Genomic DNA, 21,057 nt, shown 5'->3' on the forward strand with positions numbered 1-21,057 from the left:
GGCAACGGTCATCCGCCATTATATAAAGAAAAGGAGCGCCCTTCAAGATAGGGAGACTCTCCTTATTTTTTTTGCAGATACAAAGTAATTTCCTCGCGATTATGGAACAATTGCTTCGCCTTTTGAAGTTGAAACTCCGTCGAGAGCCTGGAAATGACATCGCGGATCGTTTGAAGGGGTTTCCGATGCATGAGCTTGACCGTAATTATCGCGGTTGCCCCCTTCGTAAGAGCCGGCTCGAGATCGAGCACAAGCTTACACATTAACATTGGACTCCAGCTCATATCGCAAACGAGTAAATCGAAAGTTCCTTCATTAAACTTCACCTCTGATGCGTTGCGCTTCAGATAAGTCAAGGTTGGATAGGCCATTAGTGAAGGATGCAAATCAGCGGGATCGATGGCAGTTACGCGCAACCCCCGTTCAAGCAGAAGCGAGGTCCAACCGCCAGGCGCCGCGCCTACATCAAGTGCAAGCTGATGCTTGGCGTAATTCAGTCCAAACTCTCGCTCCGCTTCCAACAGCTTAAACTTAGCTCGCGAAATTTGGCCTTCCTCGCGTTGAAAGCGGACCGCTCCCCCAGGCCAATCAGACAGCATGTCCTGCGGCGTACCGAAACCAATATACAGCTCATTAACGGCTGCATATATCGCAATAATAATTTCCGGCTGTTGAACAACCGGTTCAGCGCCTATTTCTTCCAGCACAGCGTCGAGCACCGCTTTCGTATCAGCGGCAGAGTATAGATATTCCGTCTTTGAGGTGCGTCTTATATGAACCGCGGTCCGTTTATTTTCGAAAGTGAGCACTGCATTTCGCACCATGTCCGATAATTGCTCGAGGTCATTTGCATTCCCGGCGATTTCGATCATGCGATCAACCGGCTGCACATGCCGCAAAAATATTGGCTCCTGCTGAAGGATTGCTTGCAGCGTCTCTTCGCGTCCCTGCGGACTGCTCATCAAAAACACTTCCCCAGCCGCTAGCTGCGTAAAGCCCACTCCCCCGATCAGCCGCCGAAGCTCTTCCATTGCATATGGCGCATAACTTTGATTAGCCGTTCCAATCCATTGACTCACTTTTGTATGCCTCTTTCACTTTAAATTAACCCAAACCCTCATGGGGCTTCTACCCAAACCTTCAAAGGCTTCTACCCAAACCTTAAAGGCTTTCGAACCCTCCCAAACCCTCCCTTCCAAGGGAGGGCCCCAAGGACTGCGTCCTCTGGACACCTGCAATTGGACTAACGCGGGAGAAAATGAGACGGTAGTGTGTTACGTTAGCTGTAGATCGCTTTCGTCCCTGCGGGACACGCTTTCTGTTTGTGCGCACGTGTTACCTGAAACCAATAACTGAGTAACGATAATGGTATAGAGCCGGTATGTTGTAAAGGTTGAGCATGTCTCGCTTTCCTCCCGAGGGATATGCTTTACTTTGGTGATTCCATAATATAATACTAAATCATTAATAAAAAGAAAAAAGAAAAAAGAAAATGCAAAAAGAAATATGGCGCTCAAGCTAGCTCAGAAACACCTCGATATACGAACGTACGTTCGATAAAACAGAAACAAACATACGTTCGGAGATGATCTATATGACGAAGCAAGAGACGATGACGTTCAACAAGTTCCAACAGAGATTCGATTCAGAAAAAGCATGTCACGATCATTTATTTCAACTGAAATGGACGAATGGATTTAGCTGTCCGAATTGCCAGATGAATAGAGAGACCGTAGAGACGTTTGTGAAAAAAAATATTGAAGTGAACTCTACCCTTATTGCGGATGGCCATCGGACGATCCTAACGCTGATAGACAACTACACCATTGAAGCAAAGAAGTTTAATGCAAAGGAAGATCCAGAACATCTCAAGTGGGTACAAACGCTGATCTCTAACCTCAAATCGTTTGTGCACGGTATTTTTCACGGTCTTGATTCTCGTCACCTGCAAAGTTATTTAGACGAGTTCTGCTATCGGTTCAATCGCAAGAAGTTCGTTGGGGAAGGATTTAATCGACTCCTTCATTCTTGTTTAGCCACAAAGACCATTACCTATACTGAGCTAACTTGATAGCCATAAAATGCTTTAATAGAGCATGTCTGAGATTAGCTTCAGTTTTTCCAGTTCATACTGCCGGTGTAGACTTGGTTTTGCATGATTGATTAGTTCAACTTATATAGTTTCACAAAATGATACTAATGTCCTCCTCGCTTGAAAGCGTGTCCCGCAGGGACGAAAGCGTTCTACGACGAAGATTTCTGCTACCCTCTCTGTAACTCAAACGTTTTTCAAGCCCATGAACTTTAGGTAACCCTAGCCGATCCAATGCAAGCGTGTCCCGCAGGGACGAAAGCGTTCAATGCTCAACCGTAACTCGCGAGCGACTGTTCTTCTCCCAGGTTCGTCCAATTGCGGGTGTCCAGAGGGTGCAACCCTTGGGGCCCTCCCTTGGAAGGGAGGGTTTGGGAGGGTTCGAAAGCCTTTAAGGTTTGGTAGCAAAAGCCTTTGAAGGTTTGGGTAGAAAACTACTGACTAGCTATCTCATTTATTAACGCGTCCGGCATTGGGCCGTTGTATAGCTTGGTATGCGCGGGGGCATGAGAAGATAACATGTGGTACATCTGAATGCGCCCGGCGGCACTGGAGGTATGCAAGTAGATCCTTTCCGGATACCGGCCGGTCTCCACGATATGACGCACAACTTCATAGCCTGTAGGCTGAGCCCAGCCTAGGTCGAAATCGAGCGATAAAATATCAACCTCTTCGAGATCAATCAGCTGCTTGCACTCCTCCGCATTGCTTGCTAATACAAACCCCTTTGGACATGCGCGGTAATCGTCTAAATAAACATGAATCATGAATGAATCCCCCATTCATAAGTAAGATTCAAAGCGTGCTTATTCATTGATCCTGCTGAAAGCCCGGGCTAACGAATGCTTTGCGGCCAGAAACATCTATTTTTTCAATCGTTGTACCTGATTCCTCGCAAATTTGACCTTCGCGATTATAAACTTGAAGTTGCGAAGCGTAACCGCCCGTTAATTGATCGTCTGCACTAAAGGGATGTACTCCGATTCCACCGCATGAAACCGCTTCCTTTAGTACTTTATGCATCGATTCATACAATCGTGCCCATGACTCGCGTTCGAAGACAGAAATTTTCGCATCAGGCCGGACGGCAGCCGCAAAGCAAATTTCATCGGAATAGACGGTTCCAATGCCAGAAATGACGTTCTGATCCATTAGTGCGGTTTTAATCGATCCGCGTTTTCTGGAGAACCGTTCAATGAAACGATTTAACGTTAAACTCTTCTGAAACGGATCTGGACCGAGATTTCCTAACTGCTCCTCAACTTCTCTTGCTGTCAGCAATTGCATATCGTCTGTGCGTAGTCCGACGAAATATAAGATCCGCTCTCCAAAATGAAGCTTCACCTGCGCTGAACGACCTGGATGATCGTCTTCGCTGCCTTTATATAAGTAGGCTCCTTGGCCCAGGTGTATACGCAAACGTTTGCCATTGTCTAAATGGAACAGCAGAAACTTGCCGCGCCGTTCAACGAACCATACGCTTTTCAAAACGATATCCCGATCCCATTGCTCCTGACTTGCTTGAAAAGTTTTTGCGTTTATGACCTCAATACCGGTAATTTGAGCTCCGGCGAATTGCTCCGCTAATAAAGTCCGATAGATGTCCAGTTCCGGTAATTCCAGCATGAAAGTTCTCTTCCTTCCTGTAGCCCTCGTATTGATTCTCTTATTTCCCTCTATAGTCAGAAATATACGAACGAAGCTCTTCTAAATGATTACAAATGATATCCGGCTTACAAGCTGCCTGCTCCATATAATAACCCATATTTTGAGCGGTTGTCAGCCCCGTTAACACCAGTAAAGTTCCGCAGCCGGCAGCTTTGCCAAATGCGATGTCCGTCGCCATATTATCGCCGATCACCCATGTTTCATCCGCGGAAAGTCCGATGCTTTTCAAAGAATAGTTCATTAAAATAGATGATGGTTTCCCAATTAGCACGGGCTCCTTGCCTCCAGCCGCTTTAAGCATCGCGCCAATCGAACCTGCTCCTGGAATGAGACCGTCTCCCGAAGGGAGCAATAAATCGGGATTGGTCAATACGTAATGCGCTCCGCTATGGATATATCGTACCGCCTTCGCAAGCCGTTCATAGGTGAAGGTCCGGTCGATTCCTTGCAGGACAAAATCCGGCTGCTCCTCCGTTATAAATAATCCGGCTTCTTGAACAGCGCTTCTAAGCCCTGCCTCGCCAACCACGAAGACGGCTGCGCCGGGATGAACGGCTGCAATATGCTCTGCTGCCGCTTGCGCTGATGTACAAACATCTTCCGGAGCCGCCGGTATTCCCATATTCAACAGCCGCTCGGCAACCTCTTTGGGTGAGGCGGATGAATTATTCGTTACAAAACGAAAAGGTAGAGCCGCATCCCTCAAATAGGAAATGAGTGTATCCGCACCGTCAATCCGATATGCGCCATGATAAAGTGTACCGTCGAGATCTATAAGAAAACCGCGCATCGCAGGCAGATTTACAGACATAGCATTGTTCCCCCTAAATTTAAAGCAGTACCTTTACAGAAGCAGCTTATCCTGCTTGCGTTTCAGCCGAGCGATCCGATTGCGTAATGACTCAAGCTCCGCACGTTTCTTCGAATCAAGTCGAGCCAGCTTAAAATGATTAAAAGCATGTTCAAATGCAAAATTGGCATGACTAAGCGCCGACTCGTAATCTTTAAGCTTATGCTCGTAATACATGGCAAGCTCAATGCTAGCCTCCAACGCGTCCGCTCCGACATTCGAAAAAGAATGAATGACAGCCTTCTGCCACAATAACACAGCACGCATCCAATTTCCAGCCTTCTTATCGCGGGCGGCCAGCATTAAAAGTGTAGAAGGCTTAGCCGTTTCCGCCCTCATAGCTGAATCGAACAAAAGCTCCGAAAGCTCCGTTCTCCCCATTTTTTCCAGCCAGAGACCGGTTCGCACCATTTCCTCGGGTTCATCCGGAAGTCGAATATATTGATGAATGTCCCCGTTTAATAAATGGCCGAAACGAATAGCTAAGCAAGCAAGCGAAAGCATATCCGTTTCATTATGACGGTACACGCCCTCAAGCGTTGAAGGATTCCCGTCCGCCAAATATTGAAAATACAGCTGCGGAGCCATTGACCCCGGCACGTCGTCCTCACGGTGAATGCCGAGCCTTTCCTCTTCGACGCGGCTTAGCTTGCAGGAAGCAAGCGTATTTCGCCAAATGGAACGCGCTGGGTGGAGAAAATCGAGATGATGCGGCTCCCATATTTTTCGGCCGAGCCCATTCATAATAAATCGATTTTGAACTAGCGGCCAATCAAAGGTCTTACCGTTGTAGGTTGCCAGATAGTTATAATGTTGAAGTTTCTCCGCTAAATAGGCTAACATTGCTCTTTCCTCGGCAGGATGTCTGATCAGCGTCTGCTCGATCACAAATTGCTCATCCAAAACGTATCCAAGTCCGATCATAAAAGGAATGTTCCCCGCTCCAATGCCTAGCCCCGTCGTTTCTAAGTCGAGAAACAGCACCTTCTCGGCAGAGGCTTGAAACGAAGGGTGAAATGCAGATAATCCGGATGCCGCTTTTCTCAGCTCCATAATCGCATGATGCCCATGGCGAAAGGAAACCGGATAAACGGTTTTCCGGAGTAAGAAGCTTCCTTCAACATTCGAGTATAGCTTAACACCAAATGTCTCCCATACCGGTGAAAGCCTATCTGATTCTTCATCCACAAAACTATGATCTTCTGCTTCAGCAATAAGAGCGTCATTCGATGCCGTTTCGCCCCGCAAACGGTTCATTCTATTCCGTAATCCGCTCATCCCAGCCCCTCCGCTTCATTCAGAAGCTCCAGCGCTTGCTTCTTCCCGAGAAGACCGACCTCTTCGATTGGGCCTACGCAAGCCGGGCAGCCGCTCAAGCACGTGCATGAACGAATGAGAGACTTAGCTTGCCGAATGAGATCGTCATGAACTTCGAACAAACGTTCGCTAAGTCCGATTCCACCCGGATACCTGTCGTAAAAATAAATCGTCGGCTTCTGCGTATGAACCGCCTTCACCTGAGGCACAACTCTAATATCGAAAGGATCGCACATCAAATAAAGAGGTGCAATGTGGACGAGCACGTTAGCAATGCCTAGCAAAGCGTACTGCATCTCGTTTTTGCTCTTGCGGGCAGCGGCTTCTTCGCTAAACGAGAACCAGTAACCGCTCGTATGCAGTTCCTCTTCCGGCAAATGGATCGGACCGGAACCGATATTTTCATGTGTGCGGAGCTTGATTTTCTTGAAAATGGTTGGCTTCGCATTAATAGCAAGCTCGCCGTATTGCCTGATCAAATCCCCTGATACCCGTTCTTTGTCCACATACAGCACCTTCAGCTCAACCGCTAAATTCGCGTCTGTGTAATAATCGACACTAACCTCCCGAACGTACGCCTTCTTCTCCGAATAATCAAGCTTTTCCACTTGATATTGCACGCCTTCATGAATATAGATGGCTTCCTCATGAATAAGCGTTGGCGCGCTGAACCGATCCACCTCGCCAAGCACACGGCTGCCGTTCGTGTTATCGATAATGACAAAATTCTCTTGCGCCGCTGTCCTTAAGGAGATATTGTGGGCAGGGAAAGATTGCGCCATCCAAAACCAACGGCTTCCCGCCTTGTGCAGCACCTTCTCTTCTACTAGAAACTCCATCATGTCCTCAAGCGATTCGGAGCCGAACTGCTCGCCAGCATCAAACGGAAGCTCGTAAGCGGCGCATTTCACATGATCGATCAGCACGAGCAAATTATCGGGATGTATCAACGCTCGTTCCGGAGGCCGGTTGAAGAAAAAGTCAGGATTTTGAATCATATATTGATCGAGCGGGTTGCTGCTTGCAACCATGAACGTAACAGAGCCTTCTTGTCTTCTGCCTGCGCGGCCGGATTGCTGCCATGTGCTTGCTATCGTGCCAGGGTAGCCGTTTAATACGCACGCCTGAAGCTGTCCGATATCAATTCCCAGCTCGAGCGCGTTTGTGCTGACGACACCACGTATTTCCCCTGATCGCAGCCCGCGCTCAATTTCACGGCGCAGCTTCGGCAAATAACCGCCGCGGTAACCCCGTATGGACTTATTGTTCAGCTTATCGCGAATTAATTCCTGCAAATACGTGAGCAGCAGCTCGACCCGAACCCGGCTTCTTGCGAAGACGATCGTCTGTATGCCTTGCTTTAAGAGCAAACCAGCCAGCTTGCGGGTTTCAAGTACGCTGCTTCTGCGTATGCCTAGCTGTTTATTAACGATCGGCGGATTATAAAATACAAAATGCTTCTCTCCCATAGGTGCACCGTTATTATCGACTAGCGTTACCTTCTCGCCAATTAACCGCTCCGCATGCTCCTTAGGATTATCGATCGTCGCGGAAGCGCATATAAACTGCGGAGTCGATCCGTAAAACCGGCAAATGCGCTTCAAACGTCTTATAACATTCGCTACATGACTCCCAAATACGCCTCGATAGGCGTGAACCTCATCGATAACGATATATTTTATATTTTCAAACAGCTTCACCCATTTGGTATGATGCGGCAGTATCGCCGAATGCAACATGTCGGGATTCGTCACGACAATATGACCTGCATTTCTAATAGCCGACCTAACTGTAGGCGGCGTATCGCCATCATAAGTGTGCGTCTTAAGACCAACGTCCATTAAATCAGCTAATGCCTGCAATTCTGCAACCTGATCCTGAGCAAGCGCCTTCGTCGGGAACAGGTACAATGCCCTTCCCTCTTCATTCTCAAGCAACGATTGCATAACCGGCAAATTGTAGCACAGCGTCTTCCCGGAGGCTGTCGGCGTAACGGCTACGACATGATTACCTTCGCGGGCCGCTCGATAGGCCGCCGCTTGATGCGTATATAATTCACTTATCCCGCGGGAACGCAGTGCTTCCTTCCAAGCATGGTGGAGACCGTCAGGCAGCGGGGCGGTACGCGCCTCGCGCGGAGCAATGGTTCGCCAGTGCGTCACATTGTCCATAATCTCGGCATTTTGCCTCACATGCTGGAGCCACTCCTCCAAGCCGGAGGTTTTACCCGTAAAACGGTTCATGACCGTCCCTCTCCCATCAAACATATGTTTCTCTTTATTTTACAGAATACATGTTCGGGCTGCAATTTTATTTTTCATGGATTACCTATTCAAACGAATCAAGCAGCAGCTAAATTTTATGTCATCGGCGGACTTCTCATCGTTGGAACGGCATTTATTCCTGCTCCGCTTCAATCCGTACTCTTCATTTGCATCATCATATTAGTCGTTCTGTACTCTATTTACATGTCTATTACTTTGCGAAAAAGACAAAATAATCCAAAAGAAAAAACGCGGGAATCCTCCGCGTTTTTCTTGTTCTCTATCGCTGCTCGCGTTTAATCTCGATCATCATGAAATCAGTAGCGGCCGTAACCGCGGTGAATCGCTCGGCGGCCTCTTCCTCTAAACGAATTAAATCCTCATTGCCATATCTGCCGCTAAAATGGGTCATAACCAATCGCTTTGCATTAGCTTTAGCAGCCGTTTCCGCCGCATCTATCGTTGTACAATGTCCGAATTCATGCGCCTTCTCCTCCAGACCTGCCGCGAAGGTCGCTTCGTGAACGAGCAAATCCGCATCCTTCGCCAGCTTGACGGCATTCCCGCAAGGCTTCGTATCTCCAAGTACCGTCACAACTCTGCCAGCCTGTATGGGACCGGTTACATCCGCTGTTCGAACCACTGTTCCATTCGGCAATGCAATGGATTCCCCTTGCTTCAGCTTCCCATATAACGGTCCTGCTTCTACCCCAAGTTCCTTTAGCTTATCCACAAGCAGCTTGCCAGGCTGGTCATGCTCCGTTATCCGATATCCGAAGCATGGCACACGATGGTCAAGCTGACCCGCTTCAACCTTGACCTGCCCATTGTCCGTAATAAAGCCTTCATCATCCGTAATCTCATGAATCTGAAGCTCATAATCAAGCTGAGTCCCGCTAATTTCAAAAACCGTTTCCATATAACGCTTCAGACCAGGCGGCCCGAAGAGCTGAACAGGCGAAATACCTCCATCGAAGGAACGGCTGCTCAATAAACCAGGAAGCCCATAAATATGATCACCGTGCAGGTGAGTCACAAATACGGCCTCCAGCTTGCTTAGCTTCAGCGGCGTTCGCATGAGCTGATGCTGCGTAGCTTCCCCGGCATCAAAAAGCCACCAGCCGCAGCTCGGCTCCGGCAGCTGTAGCGCAATAGCCGTAACATTGCGATGCTTGGACGGCCTGCCCGCCCCCGTTCCCAAAAACCAAATATTCATTGTTTGTCCACCTCTACCTTAGCATCCGCCTCGCCTTTGCTTATTATGAAACAAAGAGCCCTCTCTGGCTCGGTTAGCCGAACGCCGGAGGGCTCTACATTCCTTAAATTTACAAATTACACTTTCTCAACATTAAAATATTGCGCCTCCGGATGCGCGAACACCATAGCTGAAACGGAAGCCTCCGGCTCCATCATACAGCCTTCGGTCAGTTCAACGCCGATATCCTCGGGCTTCATCAGATCAAACAGCGGCTCCTGGTCCTCCAGGTTGGGACAAGCAGGATATCCAAAAGAAACGCGAATGCCTTGATAGCGTGCGCCAAGGCGCTGCTTCATCGTCATATCAGCCGGATCCGGGTATCCACAAATGTCGCGCATCATATGATGGACGCGCTCTGCCATCCCTTCCGCTACTTCCAGCGCAACCGACTGAAGCGCATGCGACCGCAAATAATCGCCGCTATTCTTCCACTCATTCGCGAGATCGCGAATGCCGTGACCGGCAGTCACAACGAGGAACCCTACATAATCCATGACGCCGCTCTCCACAGACTTCAGGAAGTCAGCCAAACATAGATATGGATCTACATGCTGACGCGGGAAGGTGAACCTTTTTATTTCCTGAGTCGGGTTCTCCGGATTGTAGATGATAACATCGTTACCAGAGGACTGAGCAGGGAAGAACCGATACATCCCGTGCGCACGTATATACCCGTCCGAGCTGCCCTGATGCAAAATCTCATCTACTGTTGCTTTCAGGTGCAACGCTTTCTCATTGCCTTCCTTAAGCAAATTGTCGACATTGCCCTTCAGCCCCAAATGATGACCGAGTAGCATTTGCATGTTGACATAAGGAATAATATGCGGAATAGGTACATCACGCAGCACATGTCTCTCTAAATCAGGCGGAGTGAATACTGGCGCATCAGGCGAAATTTTCGAACGAACGGCACGGGTTAGTTGCGGCAAAGGCTTCTTCTCTTCCTCTTCAGCCCCGCCCGACGCTTTGTAAGCCGCCATCTCATCCTCAAATCGCACACGGTGCTCAGGGTCCATCAGCTTATTCGCGATATCCAACCCATCCATCGCATCCTTCGCATAAAGCACGAGTCCGTCGTACTCAGGACCGATTCTTGTTTTCGTAAACTTGCGGGTGAGCGCTGCTCCTCCTACGAGGATTGGAGCATCGATACCTGCCGTCCGCAAATCCTGCGCCGTAATAACCATTTGCTGAGCGGATTTTACAAGCAAACCTGACAAACCGATCGCATCTACTTTCTCTTTGCGGTATGCCTCGATAAGCTGCTCAGGCGGTACTTTGATACCTAAGTTAATAATTTTATAACCATTGTTCGATAAAATGATTTCTACGAGGTTTTTGCCGATGTCATGAACATCGCCCTTCACCGTCGCCAAAATAATTTTACCCTTCACGGAGGACTCGTTTTTCTCCATGAATTGCTCTAAATAATTAACGGAAGCCTTCATGACCTCGGCGCTTTGCAAAACCTCGGCTACGATTAGCTCGTTCCCATTGAATAAACGTCCGACTTCCTCCATCCCGCGCATAAGCGGTCCGTTAATGACATCCATCGCCGAATATTTCTTAAGCGCTTCGTCCAGATCGGGTAAAAGACCTTCCTTCGTTCCTTCGACAACATAAGAACCAAGTCGCTCCTCGAGAGACAAGTTCGAAATTTTCTCTTTCTTCTCTACCTTCTTATCCCGGAAAGCGGCAACGAAGGAAGCTAGCGTCTCGTCCGTCGTATTGTATATAAGCTCCTCAGCCAGCTTGCGCTCTTCCTCCGGTATGGATGCGTAACGTTCAAGCTTCTCCGTATTCACGATTGCATAATCAAGACCTGCTTTGGTCGCGTGATAAAGGTAAACCGAGTTCAGCACCTCGCGCCCTGCATCCGGCAAGCCGAAGGAAATGTTGCTTAGTCCCAGAATGGTCTTCGCCAGCGGGAATTTTTCCTTAATCATCCGGATCCCTTCCAGCGTCTCTACTGCGGAACCGATATACTGCGGATCACCCGAGCCGACTGGGAACATGTTCGGATCAAAAATAATATCCTCGGGATTCATGCCATATTTATCGACCAATAAATTGTAGGAGCGTTCAGCAACCTCCATCTTCGCTTCGCGCGTAACCGCTTGTCCCCGCTCGTCGATCAAGATCATAACGACCGCTGCGCCGTAACGGTGAATGAGCGGCAATATTTTTTCGAACTTCGATTCGCCGTCCTCCAGGTTAATGGAATTAATAATCGCCTTACCTTGCGAATATTTCAGCCCCAGCTCAATAATATGATCATAGGTGGAATCCAGCATAAGCGGCGCCTTGATCTTTTTCACGACTTGTGGCAAAAAGTGATGTACGGCATACGCTTCATCAATATCGGTATCCTGCAAGTTAATGTCTATGACATGCGCTCCGCCTTTCACCTGCGCTCTGGCAATTTCCGAAGCTTCGTCGAACTTTTCTTCCTTCAGCAGCCGCTTAAACTTTCGCGATCCCGAAATATTCGTACGTTCCCCGATCATGATCGGGCGATTTTCCGGCTCGATGTATACGGTATCGATACCTGAGACGGCATTCGGATGATCGCCTAGTTTATTGCGCGGCTCAAAGGTCGCCATCGACTCGGCCATCACGCGAATATGCTCAGGCGTCGTACCGCAGCAGCCGCCGGCAATATTAAGCCAGCCTTGTTCTGCGAATGCGGCCATTTTCTTCGCAAGCGACTCCGGCGACTCATGATAATGACCGTTCTCATCCGGCAAGCCGGCATTCGGGTAACAGCTGATTGCTGCTTTGGAAATGTCGCTCAGCGTCCGAATATGGTCACGCATGAATTCCGGACCTGTCGCGCAGTTTAGCCCGATCGAAATCGGCTTCAAATGCTCAAGCGAAATGTAGAAGGATTCAATCGTCTGACCGGCGAGCGTCGTCCCCATCGGTTCTATCGTACCCGAAATCATAATCGGCAGCTCCCGCCCGAGCGTCTCGAACGCATTCCGAATACCAATGCTGCCCGCTTTTACGTTTAACGTATCCTGTGACGTCTCCAGCAGCAATGCGTCTACATTACCCTCAATCAGCGCGAGCGCTTGCTCATAGTAGCTCTCGACGAGCTCGTCAAACGTCACGCCGCCCGTAACAGATAACGTTTTGGTCGTTGGTCCCAAAGCGCCTGCTACGTAACGCGGTTTATCAGGCGTACTGTATTTATCGCAGGCATCCCGAGCCAGCTTAGCGGCGGCAATATTGATTTCTCTTGCTTTCTCGGGAATATCATAATCGGCAAGCACGACGCTCGTAGCTCCGAACGTATTCGTCTCCAAAATATCTGCGCCAGCCTCCAGGTACTGCTCATGTATCGATTGTATGACATCAGGGCGAGTCAGAACGAGCATTTCATTACAACCGTCCAGTTCTGGCCCTCCGAAATCACTCTCGTTTAAGTTCGCTTGCTGAATCATCGTACCCATAGCGCCGTCCAAAATGAGTATACGCTTTTGAAGCATTTGTTGCATGGTCGGTTTCGACAAATTACTACACCCTTCCCCAAAAATCATTAACCCATAGTTTATCAGAATACCCTCTAAGTGAAAAGGTACATCCATCGACATTCCATTTGTTTTGTTTTATAATAATTATATCATTTAATTTCTATAGGAAAAGAGGGAATGTTCATGGCTGAAATAAGAATTCGCAATACTGAGGAACGGATCCAGGGTGAAGAGAATGTCCGTGCATTTCTTGAAAAGCAAGAGGTTCTGTATGAACACTGGAATCCGAAAAAATTAGAAGAAGACTTACAAGAGAAGTTTGTCCTCTCCGATGAAGATAAACAGCAAATACTAGCGGCTTTTGACGCGGAGATTCGGGATCTCGCTGAGCGTCGCGGCTATAAAACATGGGACATCATCGCACTGTCCGATGCAACGCCTAATCTGGATGAACTGCTCAAAAAATTCGAAAACGTGCATACGCACACAGAAGATGAGGTTCGTGCCATCACTGCGGGCCGGGGCATCTTCATTATTAAGGGAACGGATGATGTCGGCTATTTCGACGTAGAGCTTGAGGCAGGCGATGTTATTTCCGTACCGGAATACAAGCCGCATTTCTTCACGCTGATGGATAATCGACAAATCGTAGCGGTTCGTTTATTTATCGAAACGGAAGGCTGGATCGCGCATCCTTTTGCCGATGAATCCTTTGCGTCGAAGTAAGCTTGATGCCTTTATAAAATAATGCAAACCCCTCGCTGGCAGCTAACACTGTCTGCGAGGGGTTTTTCATTGTTATCTTTAAGCTTCCAGAAGCTGCAGAAGTTCCTCTAAATGCTTAATTTCATATGTTGGTACAATCTCGTCGTTTCTTACCGCGCCATGGCGATTGACCCAAACCGATGTCATGCCAATCGTGTTCGCGCCAAGAATGTCGGTCGTCAGCTTATCGCCTACCATAATCCCGTGATCCGGCTCGATTCCGAGACGCTCCAGAGCATGCTTGAAGATGGAAGCGGCCGGCTTACCCTCTCCGAACTCTCCAGAAATGATAATATGATCAAAAAAAGGCACCAGGTCCGGAACGCCCGCCAGCTTCTCTCTCTGCAAATCAGGCGATCCATTCGTAAGCAGGAGCAGCTTGTATTTCCCTTTTAGGGCATCCAGCAAACGGAAGGTCTCTTCATAAACGATCGGTCGCGCGCGTCTTTCTGCAGGAAACTGTTCGGCTAATTTAGCACCAAGCTCTTCATTGTCAACCCCTAGAGCTTTAAGCCCTTTCGTCCAAGCCGCTTTGCGGTAGCCAGGCGCAAGACTCTCAAGCTTGCGGAATTCCTCTTGCTCGCCTTCGCGAAAGGGTGCCCACAAGCCTTCAAAAGGGTTTATTCCGATCATTTTCGTGAATGGGAATGTCTCATAGGATTCATACAGCGCTCGCGCTTCACGGCGAACCGCTTCCTCAAGCGCTTCAGGATCAACGCCGACTGCTTCAGTTGCAGATTGGCATGTCGCTTCAAATGCTTCCTTTACGCTGCGGTCATCCCACAAAAGCGTATCGTCCAGATCAAATAATACTGCTTGTTTAGCCATCGTTGTTCGAACTCTCCTACTTATTTATTTTTGCTGAAAAGAAATGCCGTTCGTTTGCGCGAACTGCTTCAGCTTCTCGCCGATTTCTTCTGTTGGAAACCGATTCGTTAATTTTGAGAATACCCAGTTAGCGCCCTTTTGCTGTTCGATGATAACATAGCCCTTTTGAACGCTTATGGCTTTAATCGCGGATGCCGGCACTCGCTTGTCACCCGTCATACGACGCGTTTGAACATAGTCCTTGCCGATCGTTATATAAGGCCTGCGGAAATAAAATAATGCTGCTAACAGCACATAACAGCCTACCGTTACCCAAAACATCGTATCCATTTTGAACTCGGTTGAGCTTTGCATGAGCACAACGTACATCCCAATGAACAAGATCAGAAGAATGGGTGCAATGAAATTGCGGCCAACGATTTTTTCTGATTTTTCGGCATTAAATACGATTTGGCCCGACCCTTGCTTCTTGCGCTGCTTATTTACTACACTCATATTTTTGCGCACTTTGCGCTCCCAAGAACGTGACAAGCTAACACTCCTCCTGATTGATATTCCTATTCGAATGGTCTGCGGAATTTGTGAATGAAGCGATTAGGATAATCATCCGGCAATGCGCTAACCTCATCCAATCGGCTCCACACCTCAGACGGAAGCTCCCAGCCGACTGCACCGATATTATCTTCAAACTGTTCCAATTTACTGGCGCCAAATATCGGGGAAGTCATGCCTTCACGCTGCAACAGCCATCTGAGCGCGACCTGTGCAGGTGTTTTACCTGCCTCCTGAGCCGCTTCCAACAGTGAGTCCAAGATAACAAAGTTTTTATCAAGCGCACGATTTACCCAAGCGCTCTCGCCTGCTTTCGAGGTCAAGCGCCCCTCTTCCGGCATATTGCGATTGTATCGGCCCGTCAAGAAGCCTCCGCCAAGCGGAGCCCATGGGATGACACCAACCTTCTCCTCTATGCAAAGCGACATCATCTCGCGGTCCATCTGTCTGCTGACTAAGCTATATTGCGGCTGAATTGAAATGAATCGCACATATCGGTTAGCATCGCTGCAGGCAAGCGACTTCATCAGCTGCCAAGCAAAAAAATTCGAACAGCCTATGTAACGCACCTTACCGGAGGACACAAGATCGTCAAGCGTGCGCAGCGTTTCCTCGATCGGTGTTGCATGGTCCCATACGTGGACCTGGTATAAATCGATATAATCGGTTTGAAGCCGCTTTAAGCTGGCTTCAACGCCATCCATAATATGCTTCCGGGACAAGCCCACGCCATTAATATTACTGGAGGTGGTCATTCGAACCTTGGTGGCCAGTATTATATCCGAACGTTTGTTCTTAATCGCTTTCCCGACAATTTCTTCAGACCGTCCGCTTACGTACACATCGGCCGTATCCAGAAAATTGCCCCCGCGGTCCACGAAGCGATTAATCATTTCGATTGAATCTCCTTCGCTTGTCGTATTTCCAAACGTCATCGTCCCCAGACATAATTCCGAAACAGCGAGCCCGCTCTTACCTAACAGATTATATTTCATCTCATACCCTCTCCTGGACTTTAAATGAGTTTACAACCGCGTAATCTAGCGCTTAACTTCGTCTTCACCGTCTACGACGGTTATATTATCTAATTGTTGACGGAAGTTTCTTTTGAAATTGTTTAAATATTGCTGCCGCAGCTCATTTCTTTCGGTTGTTTCCGCATCGGTCAAACCTACCGTTTTATTTTTACGAGACAGCTCGTTAATTCGCGCGATTATTTTCTCGAACTCCATGACCTCTTTCTACTCCTCTCTTGATGACAAAAGCTCTACTCTCTACTTTTACATTTCAACCGACAGTTGTCAAGAAAACGTAGTACAAGCAGCATAACATGGTTATGCTGCTTATTAGTTACACACTATATTGAGGGAATTATAAGTTTCTGTCCCGGAATAATATCCACGCTTTCAAGACCGTTTCGATCTTTAATCAAGTAGATGACAAATCGGATATCTTCGGAGCCGTTTCCATATTTCTTAGCTATTTCCCATAACGTGTCTCCCGCGCTAACGGTGATGACCTGTTCCTGAGGGGAGGCAGCGGCAGGAGTAGTGCTAGACGCATCTGTTCCCATCATTAGAAAGCTTGTGAACAATAAGACGAACACAGCCAGACTAACCATAATCTTAGCTGCATGGCGTTTAATCCATAACGCTGCATTCCCACTCCACTTTTCCACCGTATTGCGCTCTTCCCGCTTATGTATCGTTCTATAAAAACTCGGACTCATTATCATCTCTCATCACCCCAAACGTTTGTTCTGTTTTCAGGATACACGAACAAACGTTTGGTGTCAACGAAAAATGCGAACTTTTGTACTTAAGAACTTATGTTTGTACGAACTCCGGTTCTATGCTATAATTTTTTACAAAACTACTAATGGAGTGATCGCATTGTCGAAGATTTCGAACCGACAACATTCGATTCTTGAATTTATTAAGAACGAAGTCCGGGAGAAAGGCTACCCACCATCCGTTCGAGAAATCGGCGAAGCTGTTGGATTATTGTCAAGCTCTACCGTACACGGACATTTGGACCGATTGGAGAAGAAGGGTCTTATTCGTCGCGATCCAACCAAACCGCGCGCTATTGAAATTTTAGACCAAGAGGGCGTTGACGGAATTATACCGCTCGCCGTATCCAAAGTGCCGATCGTCGGGAAAGTAACAGCTGGCGTACCGATCACCGCAACGGAAAACATCGAAGAATATTTCCCGCTTCCTTCACATTTCGTCGGCGACAGCAGCGTATTTATCTTAAACGTCATGGGTGAGAGCATGATCGAAGCTGGTATACATGACGGAGACTATGTCATCGTTCGCCAGCAACAGACCGCCAATAACGGCGAGATCGTCGTTGCGATGACTGAAGATGATGAAGCAACGGTAAAGACGTTTTACAAGGAGAAAAATCACATTCGATTACAGCCGGAGAATTCCACGATGCAGCCGATTTTGCTCCAGAACGTTACGATTCTAGGCAAGGTCATCGGGCTTTTCCGCGATATTCATTAATTCAAATGAAAATGCAATAAATAAAGACGAGGCAGAATCAAGGTGCATATGCACAATGGATTCTGCCTTTTCTTTGTTTCCTTTCGACGTTTACTAGAATCGTCTTTATGTCAAGAACTATAACTGAACCAACTCGTTATGTTGGATTTCTCCAGTAACTTCAGCCTCATACGTCTCAACCAACGCTTTATGTTGGATTTTTCCAGTAACGTCAGTCTCGTACGCTTCAACCGACGCGCTGTTTAGATGATCTTCCTGCAATAATACGAAAGGATTGCCCAAAAGCAGCAACCAGCTGCTTTTGGGCAATCCCTTTTCTGATTAGTAAAGAGTCAAATATTGATCGCGTTCCCATTGATGAACCTGCGTGCGATACATATCCCACTCGATTTCCTTCAGCTCATAGAAATGCGCTAGAGCGTGTTCGCCGAGTGCCTCGCACACGATATCGCTTCTTAGCATCTCATCAAGCGCTTCCTTCAGATCAAGCGGCAGGCTTGGAATTCCTGCATCCTGACGCTCTTCCTCCGTCATGATGTAGATATTACGGTCCGTAGGAGCCGGCAAAGGCAGCTTGTTGTTGATGCCGTCAAGACCTGCTTTGAGCATAACCGCAAGAGCCAAATACGGATTCGCGGCAGGGTCCGGGTTACGAACCTCTACACGAGTGCTTAAACCGCGCGAAGCCGGAATACGGATCATTGGCGAGCGGTTGCTTGCGGACCAAGCAACATAACATGGAGCTTCGTAACCAGGGACAAGACGCTTGTACGAGTTGACCGTCGGGTTCGTAATGGCAGCCATCGCACGCGCGTGCAGCAATATGCCAGCCATGTAATGGCGAGCGGCTGCGCTTAATCCAAGCTTGTCCTTCTCATCGTAGAACACGTTTGTATTGCCTTGGAATAGCGATTGGTGACAGTGCATGCCGGATCCATTAACGCCGAACAACGGCTTCGGCATAAAGGATGCATGCAAGCCATGCTCGCGGGCGATCGTTTTTACAACTAGCTTAAAGGTTTGAATTTGGTCTGCCGCTTTAATCGCGTCAGCATATTTGAAGTCGATTTCATGCTGACCGGGAGCAACCTCATGGTGAGAAGCTTCGATTTCAAAGCCCATCTCTTCAAGTGTCAGCACGATTTCACGGCGACAGTTTTCACCCATGTCCATCGGTGCCAGGTCGAAATATCCGCCTTGGTCATTCAGCTCTGTAGTAGGCTCGCCGCGCTCGTCCGTTTTGAACAAGAAAAACTCAGGTTCAGGTCCTACGTTCATTGCCGTGTAGCCAAGTTCCTGGGCCTCCTTAAGCGCACGCTTCAAAATTCCGCGCGGATCTCCCGCGAACGGAGTGCCGTCCGGCATATAAATATCGCAAATCAAGCGGGCTATGCGATCATGTGCTACCCATGGGAAAACGACCCAAGTATCCAAATCCGGGTATAAGTACATGTCAGACTCTTCAATCCGCACATAACCTTCAATGGACGATCCGTCGAACATCATTTTATTGTCGAGTGCTTTATCCAGCTGACTTACCGGTATTTCAACATTTTTGATCGTACCCAGCAAATCGGTAAATTGCAGACGAATAAAACGAACATTTTGTTCCTGTGCAATACGCTTGATGTCATCTTTAGTGAAGCTCACATAATCATCTCCCTTGTTTGCGAATCGTTTGTTTATTGTAGCATTCTTAACGCTTATTTAAGAAACGAGTCAATTGACCTTGAATAAGAGACGCTTGACCCGGCCTTTTCTCCAATAGTTGCTGCTTAAGCATGCGATGAAGCTGTTGATCGGATAGCTCCCTGCGCTTCACTTCAGACTGTTCGCTGACGATCGTCGCTTCCTCCGACTCCTTCGAAACCGGATTCATAACTTGCTTGATGCCTGCAATGTTAACGCCCTTCTCAATCAAAGCTTTAATTTCCAAAAGCCGTTCTACGTCATTGAACGAGAATAACCGTTGGTTCCCCGACGTTCTTGCAGGCACGATCAATTCGTGCTGCTCGTAATAGCGTATTTGGCGGGCCGTTAAATCCGTCAGCTTCATTACGATACCGATGGGAAATAAGGCCATATTTCTGCGAATATCATCAGCCATGTCGCATCAACCTTCCAGTCGCTCTTTTATATGTTTATTCTAAACGTTACTCCATAAATGTGTCAAGTTATGTAAGGTTTAGTCACAATTAAACCGCTGTCCACAAGTCGGTATAGCGCTGTCAAAATACCATATTTCGCATGAGCGTAAGTCAGTCCGCCTTGCATATAGGCGATGTAAGGTTCTCGAATCGGAGCATCGGCTGACAGCTCCAGACTGCCCCCTTGAATGAAAGTACCGGCTGCCATGATGACCGCATTTTCGTAGCCGGGCATGTCCCATGGCTCGGGCACGACATGCGAATCTACCGCTGCCGCTTGCTGGATTCCTTGCACGAAAGCAATAAGATGCTCGGCTTGTCCGAAGCGTACCGCTTGAATTAAATCGGTACGCGGTTCATCCCACCGCGGCTTCGTCTCAAATCCAATCTCCTCAAACAAAGCAGCGGCAAGTACGCTTCCTTTAATGGCTTGTCCGACCAAGTGAGGCGCTAGAAACAACCCCTGAAACATTGCCCGCAGCGTCCCGAGCATAGCTCCGACCTCGCCGCCGATACCTGGCGCTGTCAGCCGATAAGCGGCAGCTTGCACGGCAGCGGCAGTTCCGGCAATATATCCGCCGGTTTCTGCCAACCCGCCGCCGGGATTTTTAATAAGCGAACCTGCCATTATATCGACGCCTGCCTGTGTAGGCTCCAGCAGCTCCGTGAACTCACCATAGCAATTGTCAACGAAGACGAGCACATCAGGCTTCAGCGCTTTAACCCGCTGAACGGCAGCTTCAATTTCCGCGACGGTAAAGGACGCACGCCAGTCATAGCCGCGCGAACGTTGTATCCCGATTACTTTCGTCTGAGAGGAAATAGCCTTCTCGATCCCCTCCCAATCCAGTCCGCCGTCCGATAGGAGAGGAACCTCGGCATATTTCACGCCCCAGTCCTGCAGCGAACCTTTGCCGTCGCCTGGTTTACCAATCACTTTATGCAGCGTATCGTAAGGCTTGCCGGTAACATAAAGAAGCTCGTCTCCCGGACGCAGGACACCAAATAAAGCACAGTTGATCGTATGCGTGCCGGAAACAAAATGCGGCCTGACGATTGCCGATTCTGCTCCCATCACGTCCGCAAAGACGAGATCCAGAATTTCACGGCCGCGATCATTATAGCCATAGCCCGTTGATCCTGTAAAATGAAAATCGCTCACTTTATGCCGTTGGAAGGCTTTAATAACTTTCCACTGATTTCGCTCCGCTATCCGCTCTGCTTTGCGGAACGAATCAGCGGCACGCTGCTCTGCATCCTCTGCAAGCTTCTCCAGCTGTTCCCAAACCTTCTGCTTTTCTTGCTGCTCATTCATTCCGTTATCTTC

Annotated in this window: 19 protein-coding genes and 1 pseudogene; 4 read left to right on the forward strand and 16 right to left on the reverse strand. The window is 48.3% G+C overall.

From position 1 onward, the window contains the following. Nucleotides 1–62 precede the first annotated feature (62 nt). A complete protein-coding gene (locus tag L1N85_RS07555) occupies nucleotides 63–1,079 on the reverse strand; it encodes an SAM-dependent methyltransferase (protein WP_235236719.1) in 1,017 nt (338 codons plus the stop codon). A 533-nt stretch (nucleotides 1,080–1,612) separates the two neighbouring features. Between L1N85_RS07555 and L1N85_RS07560 the strand changes: the two are divergent. Continuing rightward, nucleotides 1,613–1,711: pseudogene (locus L1N85_RS07560) on the forward strand (transposase); the annotation flags it as partial. 6 nt (nucleotides 1,712–1,717) lie between these two features. Further along, a complete protein-coding gene (locus tag L1N85_RS07565) occupies nucleotides 1,718–2,071 on the forward strand; it encodes a transposase (protein WP_235236849.1) in 354 nt (117 codons plus the stop codon). A gap of 455 nt (nucleotides 2,072–2,526) precedes the next feature. On the opposite strand, the gene L1N85_RS07570 is transcribed toward L1N85_RS07565, so the two are convergent. The 7 genes from L1N85_RS07570 to metH form a co-directional block, all read right to left on the reverse strand. Then, entirely contained in the window at nucleotides 2,527–2,859 is a 333-nt protein-coding gene (locus L1N85_RS07570) for a cyclic-phosphate processing receiver domain-containing protein (protein WP_235236721.1), read from the reverse strand. A gap of 43 nt (nucleotides 2,860–2,902) precedes the next feature. After that, a complete protein-coding gene (locus L1N85_RS07575) occupies nucleotides 2,903–3,718 on the reverse strand; it encodes an Fpg/Nei family DNA glycosylase (RefSeq protein ID WP_235236723.1) in 816 nt (271 codons plus the stop codon). Between the two features lie 40 nt (nucleotides 3,719–3,758). Continuing rightward, the gene (locus tag L1N85_RS07580; protein WP_235236725.1) at nucleotides 3,759–4,571 is read right to left on the reverse strand and encodes a TIGR01457 family HAD-type hydrolase; all 813 of its coding nucleotides are present in this window, start codon (nucleotides 4,569–4,571) and stop codon (nucleotides 3,759–3,761) included. Between the two features lie 33 nt (nucleotides 4,572–4,604). After that, nucleotides 4,605–5,888, reverse strand: coding sequence for a ribonuclease H-like domain-containing protein (locus tag L1N85_RS07585; RefSeq protein WP_235236727.1), 1,284 nt, complete (start codon nucleotides 5,886–5,888; stop codon nucleotides 4,605–4,607). Continuing rightward, complete coding sequence (locus L1N85_RS07590; RefSeq protein WP_328285178.1) at nucleotides 5,885–8,170, reverse strand: DEAD/DEAH box helicase; 2,286 nt, start codon at nucleotides 8,168–8,170, stop codon at nucleotides 5,885–5,887. Before L1N85_RS07590 ends, L1N85_RS07585 begins: the two co-directional genes overlap by 4 nt. A gap of 301 nt (nucleotides 8,171–8,471) precedes the next feature. Then, complete coding sequence (gene rnz, locus L1N85_RS07595; protein ID WP_235236729.1) at nucleotides 8,472–9,407, reverse strand: ribonuclease Z; 936 nt, start codon at nucleotides 9,405–9,407, stop codon at nucleotides 8,472–8,474. Nucleotides 9,408–9,523: 116 nt separating this feature from the next. After that, nucleotides 9,524–12,964 carry a methionine synthase gene (gene metH, locus L1N85_RS07600; protein ID WP_235236731.1) on the reverse strand — a complete coding sequence of 1,147 codons (3,441 nt, stop codon included), beginning with the start codon at nucleotides 12,962–12,964 and terminating at the stop codon, nucleotides 9,524–9,526. A 144-nt stretch (nucleotides 12,965–13,108) separates the two neighbouring features. Between metH and L1N85_RS07605 the strand changes: the two genes are divergently transcribed. After that, the gene (locus L1N85_RS07605; protein WP_235236733.1) at nucleotides 13,109–13,651 is read left to right on the forward strand and encodes a 1,2-dihydroxy-3-keto-5-methylthiopentene dioxygenase; all 543 of its coding nucleotides are present in this window, start codon (nucleotides 13,109–13,111) and stop codon (nucleotides 13,649–13,651) included. A gap of 78 nt (nucleotides 13,652–13,729) precedes the next feature. Here the strand turns inward: L1N85_RS07605 and L1N85_RS07610 are convergent, their stop codons facing one another. From L1N85_RS07610 to yneA, 5 genes are all read right to left on the reverse strand, one after another. Then, nucleotides 13,730–14,518, reverse strand: a complete 789-nt coding sequence (locus L1N85_RS07610) for an HAD family hydrolase (RefSeq protein ID WP_235236735.1) — start codon at nucleotides 14,516–14,518, stop codon at nucleotides 13,730–13,732. 24 nt (nucleotides 14,519–14,542) lie between these two features. Further along, on the reverse strand, nucleotides 14,543–15,049 hold the full coding sequence (locus L1N85_RS07615; protein ID WP_235236736.1) for a hypothetical protein: 507 nt from the start codon (nucleotides 15,047–15,049) through the stop codon (nucleotides 14,543–14,545). Nucleotides 15,050–15,075: 26 nt separating this feature from the next. After that, on the reverse strand, nucleotides 15,076–16,065 hold the full coding sequence (locus tag L1N85_RS07620) for an aldo/keto reductase (RefSeq protein WP_235236738.1): 990 nt from the start codon (nucleotides 16,063–16,065) through the stop codon (nucleotides 15,076–15,078). Between the two features lie 45 nt (nucleotides 16,066–16,110). Then, complete coding sequence (locus L1N85_RS07625) at nucleotides 16,111–16,302, reverse strand: DUF896 domain-containing protein (protein WP_235236740.1); 192 nt, start codon at nucleotides 16,300–16,302, stop codon at nucleotides 16,111–16,113. A 125-nt stretch (nucleotides 16,303–16,427) separates the two neighbouring features. After that, nucleotides 16,428–16,799: a cell division suppressor protein YneA gene (gene yneA / locus L1N85_RS07630; protein ID WP_235236742.1), complete on the reverse strand. Its 372-nt coding sequence runs from the start codon at nucleotides 16,797–16,799 to the stop codon at nucleotides 16,428–16,430. A gap of 163 nt (nucleotides 16,800–16,962) precedes the next feature. Here yneA and lexA point away from each other — a divergent pair, with 163 nt between their 5' ends. After that, entirely contained in the window at nucleotides 16,963–17,583 is a 621-nt protein-coding gene (gene lexA / locus L1N85_RS07635) for a transcriptional repressor LexA (protein ID WP_235236744.1), read from the forward strand. 321 nt (nucleotides 17,584–17,904) lie between these two features. On the opposite strand, the gene glnA is transcribed toward lexA, so the two are convergent. The 3 genes from glnA to L1N85_RS07650 all read right to left on the reverse strand — a co-directional run bounded on the left by glnA (nucleotide 17,905) and on the right by L1N85_RS07650 (nucleotide 21,045). After that, the gene (gene glnA, locus L1N85_RS07640; RefSeq protein WP_235236746.1) at nucleotides 17,905–19,233 is read right to left on the reverse strand and encodes a type I glutamate--ammonia ligase; all 1,329 of its coding nucleotides are present in this window, start codon (nucleotides 19,231–19,233) and stop codon (nucleotides 17,905–17,907) included. 46 nt (nucleotides 19,234–19,279) lie between these two features. Continuing rightward, on the reverse strand, nucleotides 19,280–19,690 hold the full coding sequence (locus L1N85_RS07645; RefSeq protein WP_235236747.1) for a MerR family transcriptional regulator: 411 nt from the start codon (nucleotides 19,688–19,690) through the stop codon (nucleotides 19,280–19,282). A gap of 62 nt (nucleotides 19,691–19,752) precedes the next feature. Further along, nucleotides 19,753–21,045, reverse strand: a complete 1,293-nt coding sequence (locus tag L1N85_RS07650; RefSeq protein ID WP_235236749.1) for a methionine gamma-lyase family protein — start codon at nucleotides 21,043–21,045, stop codon at nucleotides 19,753–19,755. Between the last annotated feature and the right edge of the window lie 12 nt (nucleotides 21,046–21,057).

This window comes from Paenibacillus alkaliterrae (genome assembly GCF_021532375.1).
Lineage (GTDB): Bacteria > Bacillota > Bacilli > Paenibacillales > Paenibacillaceae > Pristimantibacillus > Pristimantibacillus alkaliterrae.

What these genes read in the sequence shown, in the direction of transcription:
- L1N85_RS07565 (WP_235236849.1), top strand. Translation starts at nt 1,718, where the DNA reads ATGAATAGAGAGACCGTAGAGACGTTTGTGAAAAAAAATATTGAAGTG.
- L1N85_RS07570 (WP_235236721.1), bottom strand. Translation starts at nt 2,859, where the DNA reads ATGATTCATGTTTATTTAGACGATTACCGCGCATGTCCAAAGGGGTTT.
- L1N85_RS07575 (WP_235236723.1), bottom strand. Translation starts at nt 3,718, where the DNA reads ATGCTGGAATTACCGGAACTGGACATCTATCGGACTTTATTAGCGGAG.
- L1N85_RS07580 (WP_235236725.1), bottom strand. Translation starts at nt 4,571, where the DNA reads ATGTCTGTAAATCTGCCTGCGATGCGCGGTTTTCTTATAGATCTCGAC.
- L1N85_RS07585 (WP_235236727.1), bottom strand. Translation starts at nt 5,888, where the DNA reads ATGAGCGGATTACGGAATAGAATGAACCGTTTGCGGGGCGAAACGGCA.
- L1N85_RS07590 (WP_328285178.1), bottom strand. Translation starts at nt 8,170, where the DNA reads ATGAACCGTTTTACGGGTAAAACCTCCGGCTTGGAGGAGTGGCTCCAG.
- rnz (WP_235236729.1), bottom strand. Translation starts at nt 9,407, where the DNA reads ATGAATATTTGGTTTTTGGGAACGGGGGCGGGCAGGCCGTCCAAGCAT.
- L1N85_RS07605 (WP_235236733.1), top strand. Translation starts at nt 13,109, where the DNA reads ATGGCTGAAATAAGAATTCGCAATACTGAGGAACGGATCCAGGGTGAA.
- L1N85_RS07610 (WP_235236735.1), bottom strand. Translation starts at nt 14,518, where the DNA reads ATGGCTAAACAAGCAGTATTATTTGATCTGGACGATACGCTTTTGTGG.
- L1N85_RS07620 (WP_235236738.1), bottom strand. Translation starts at nt 16,065, where the DNA reads ATGAAATATAATCTGTTAGGTAAGAGCGGGCTCGCTGTTTCGGAATTA.
- L1N85_RS07625 (WP_235236740.1), bottom strand. Translation starts at nt 16,302, where the DNA reads ATGGAGTTCGAGAAAATAATCGCGCGAATTAACGAGCTGTCTCGTAAA.
- yneA (WP_235236742.1), bottom strand. Translation starts at nt 16,799, where the DNA reads ATGAGTCCGAGTTTTTATAGAACGATACATAAGCGGGAAGAGCGCAAT.
- L1N85_RS07645 (WP_235236747.1), bottom strand. Translation starts at nt 19,690, where the DNA reads ATGGCTGATGATATTCGCAGAAATATGGCCTTATTTCCCATCGGTATC.
- L1N85_RS07650 (WP_235236749.1), bottom strand. Translation starts at nt 21,045, where the DNA reads ATGAATGAGCAGCAAGAAAAGCAGAAGGTTTGGGAACAGCTGGAGAAG.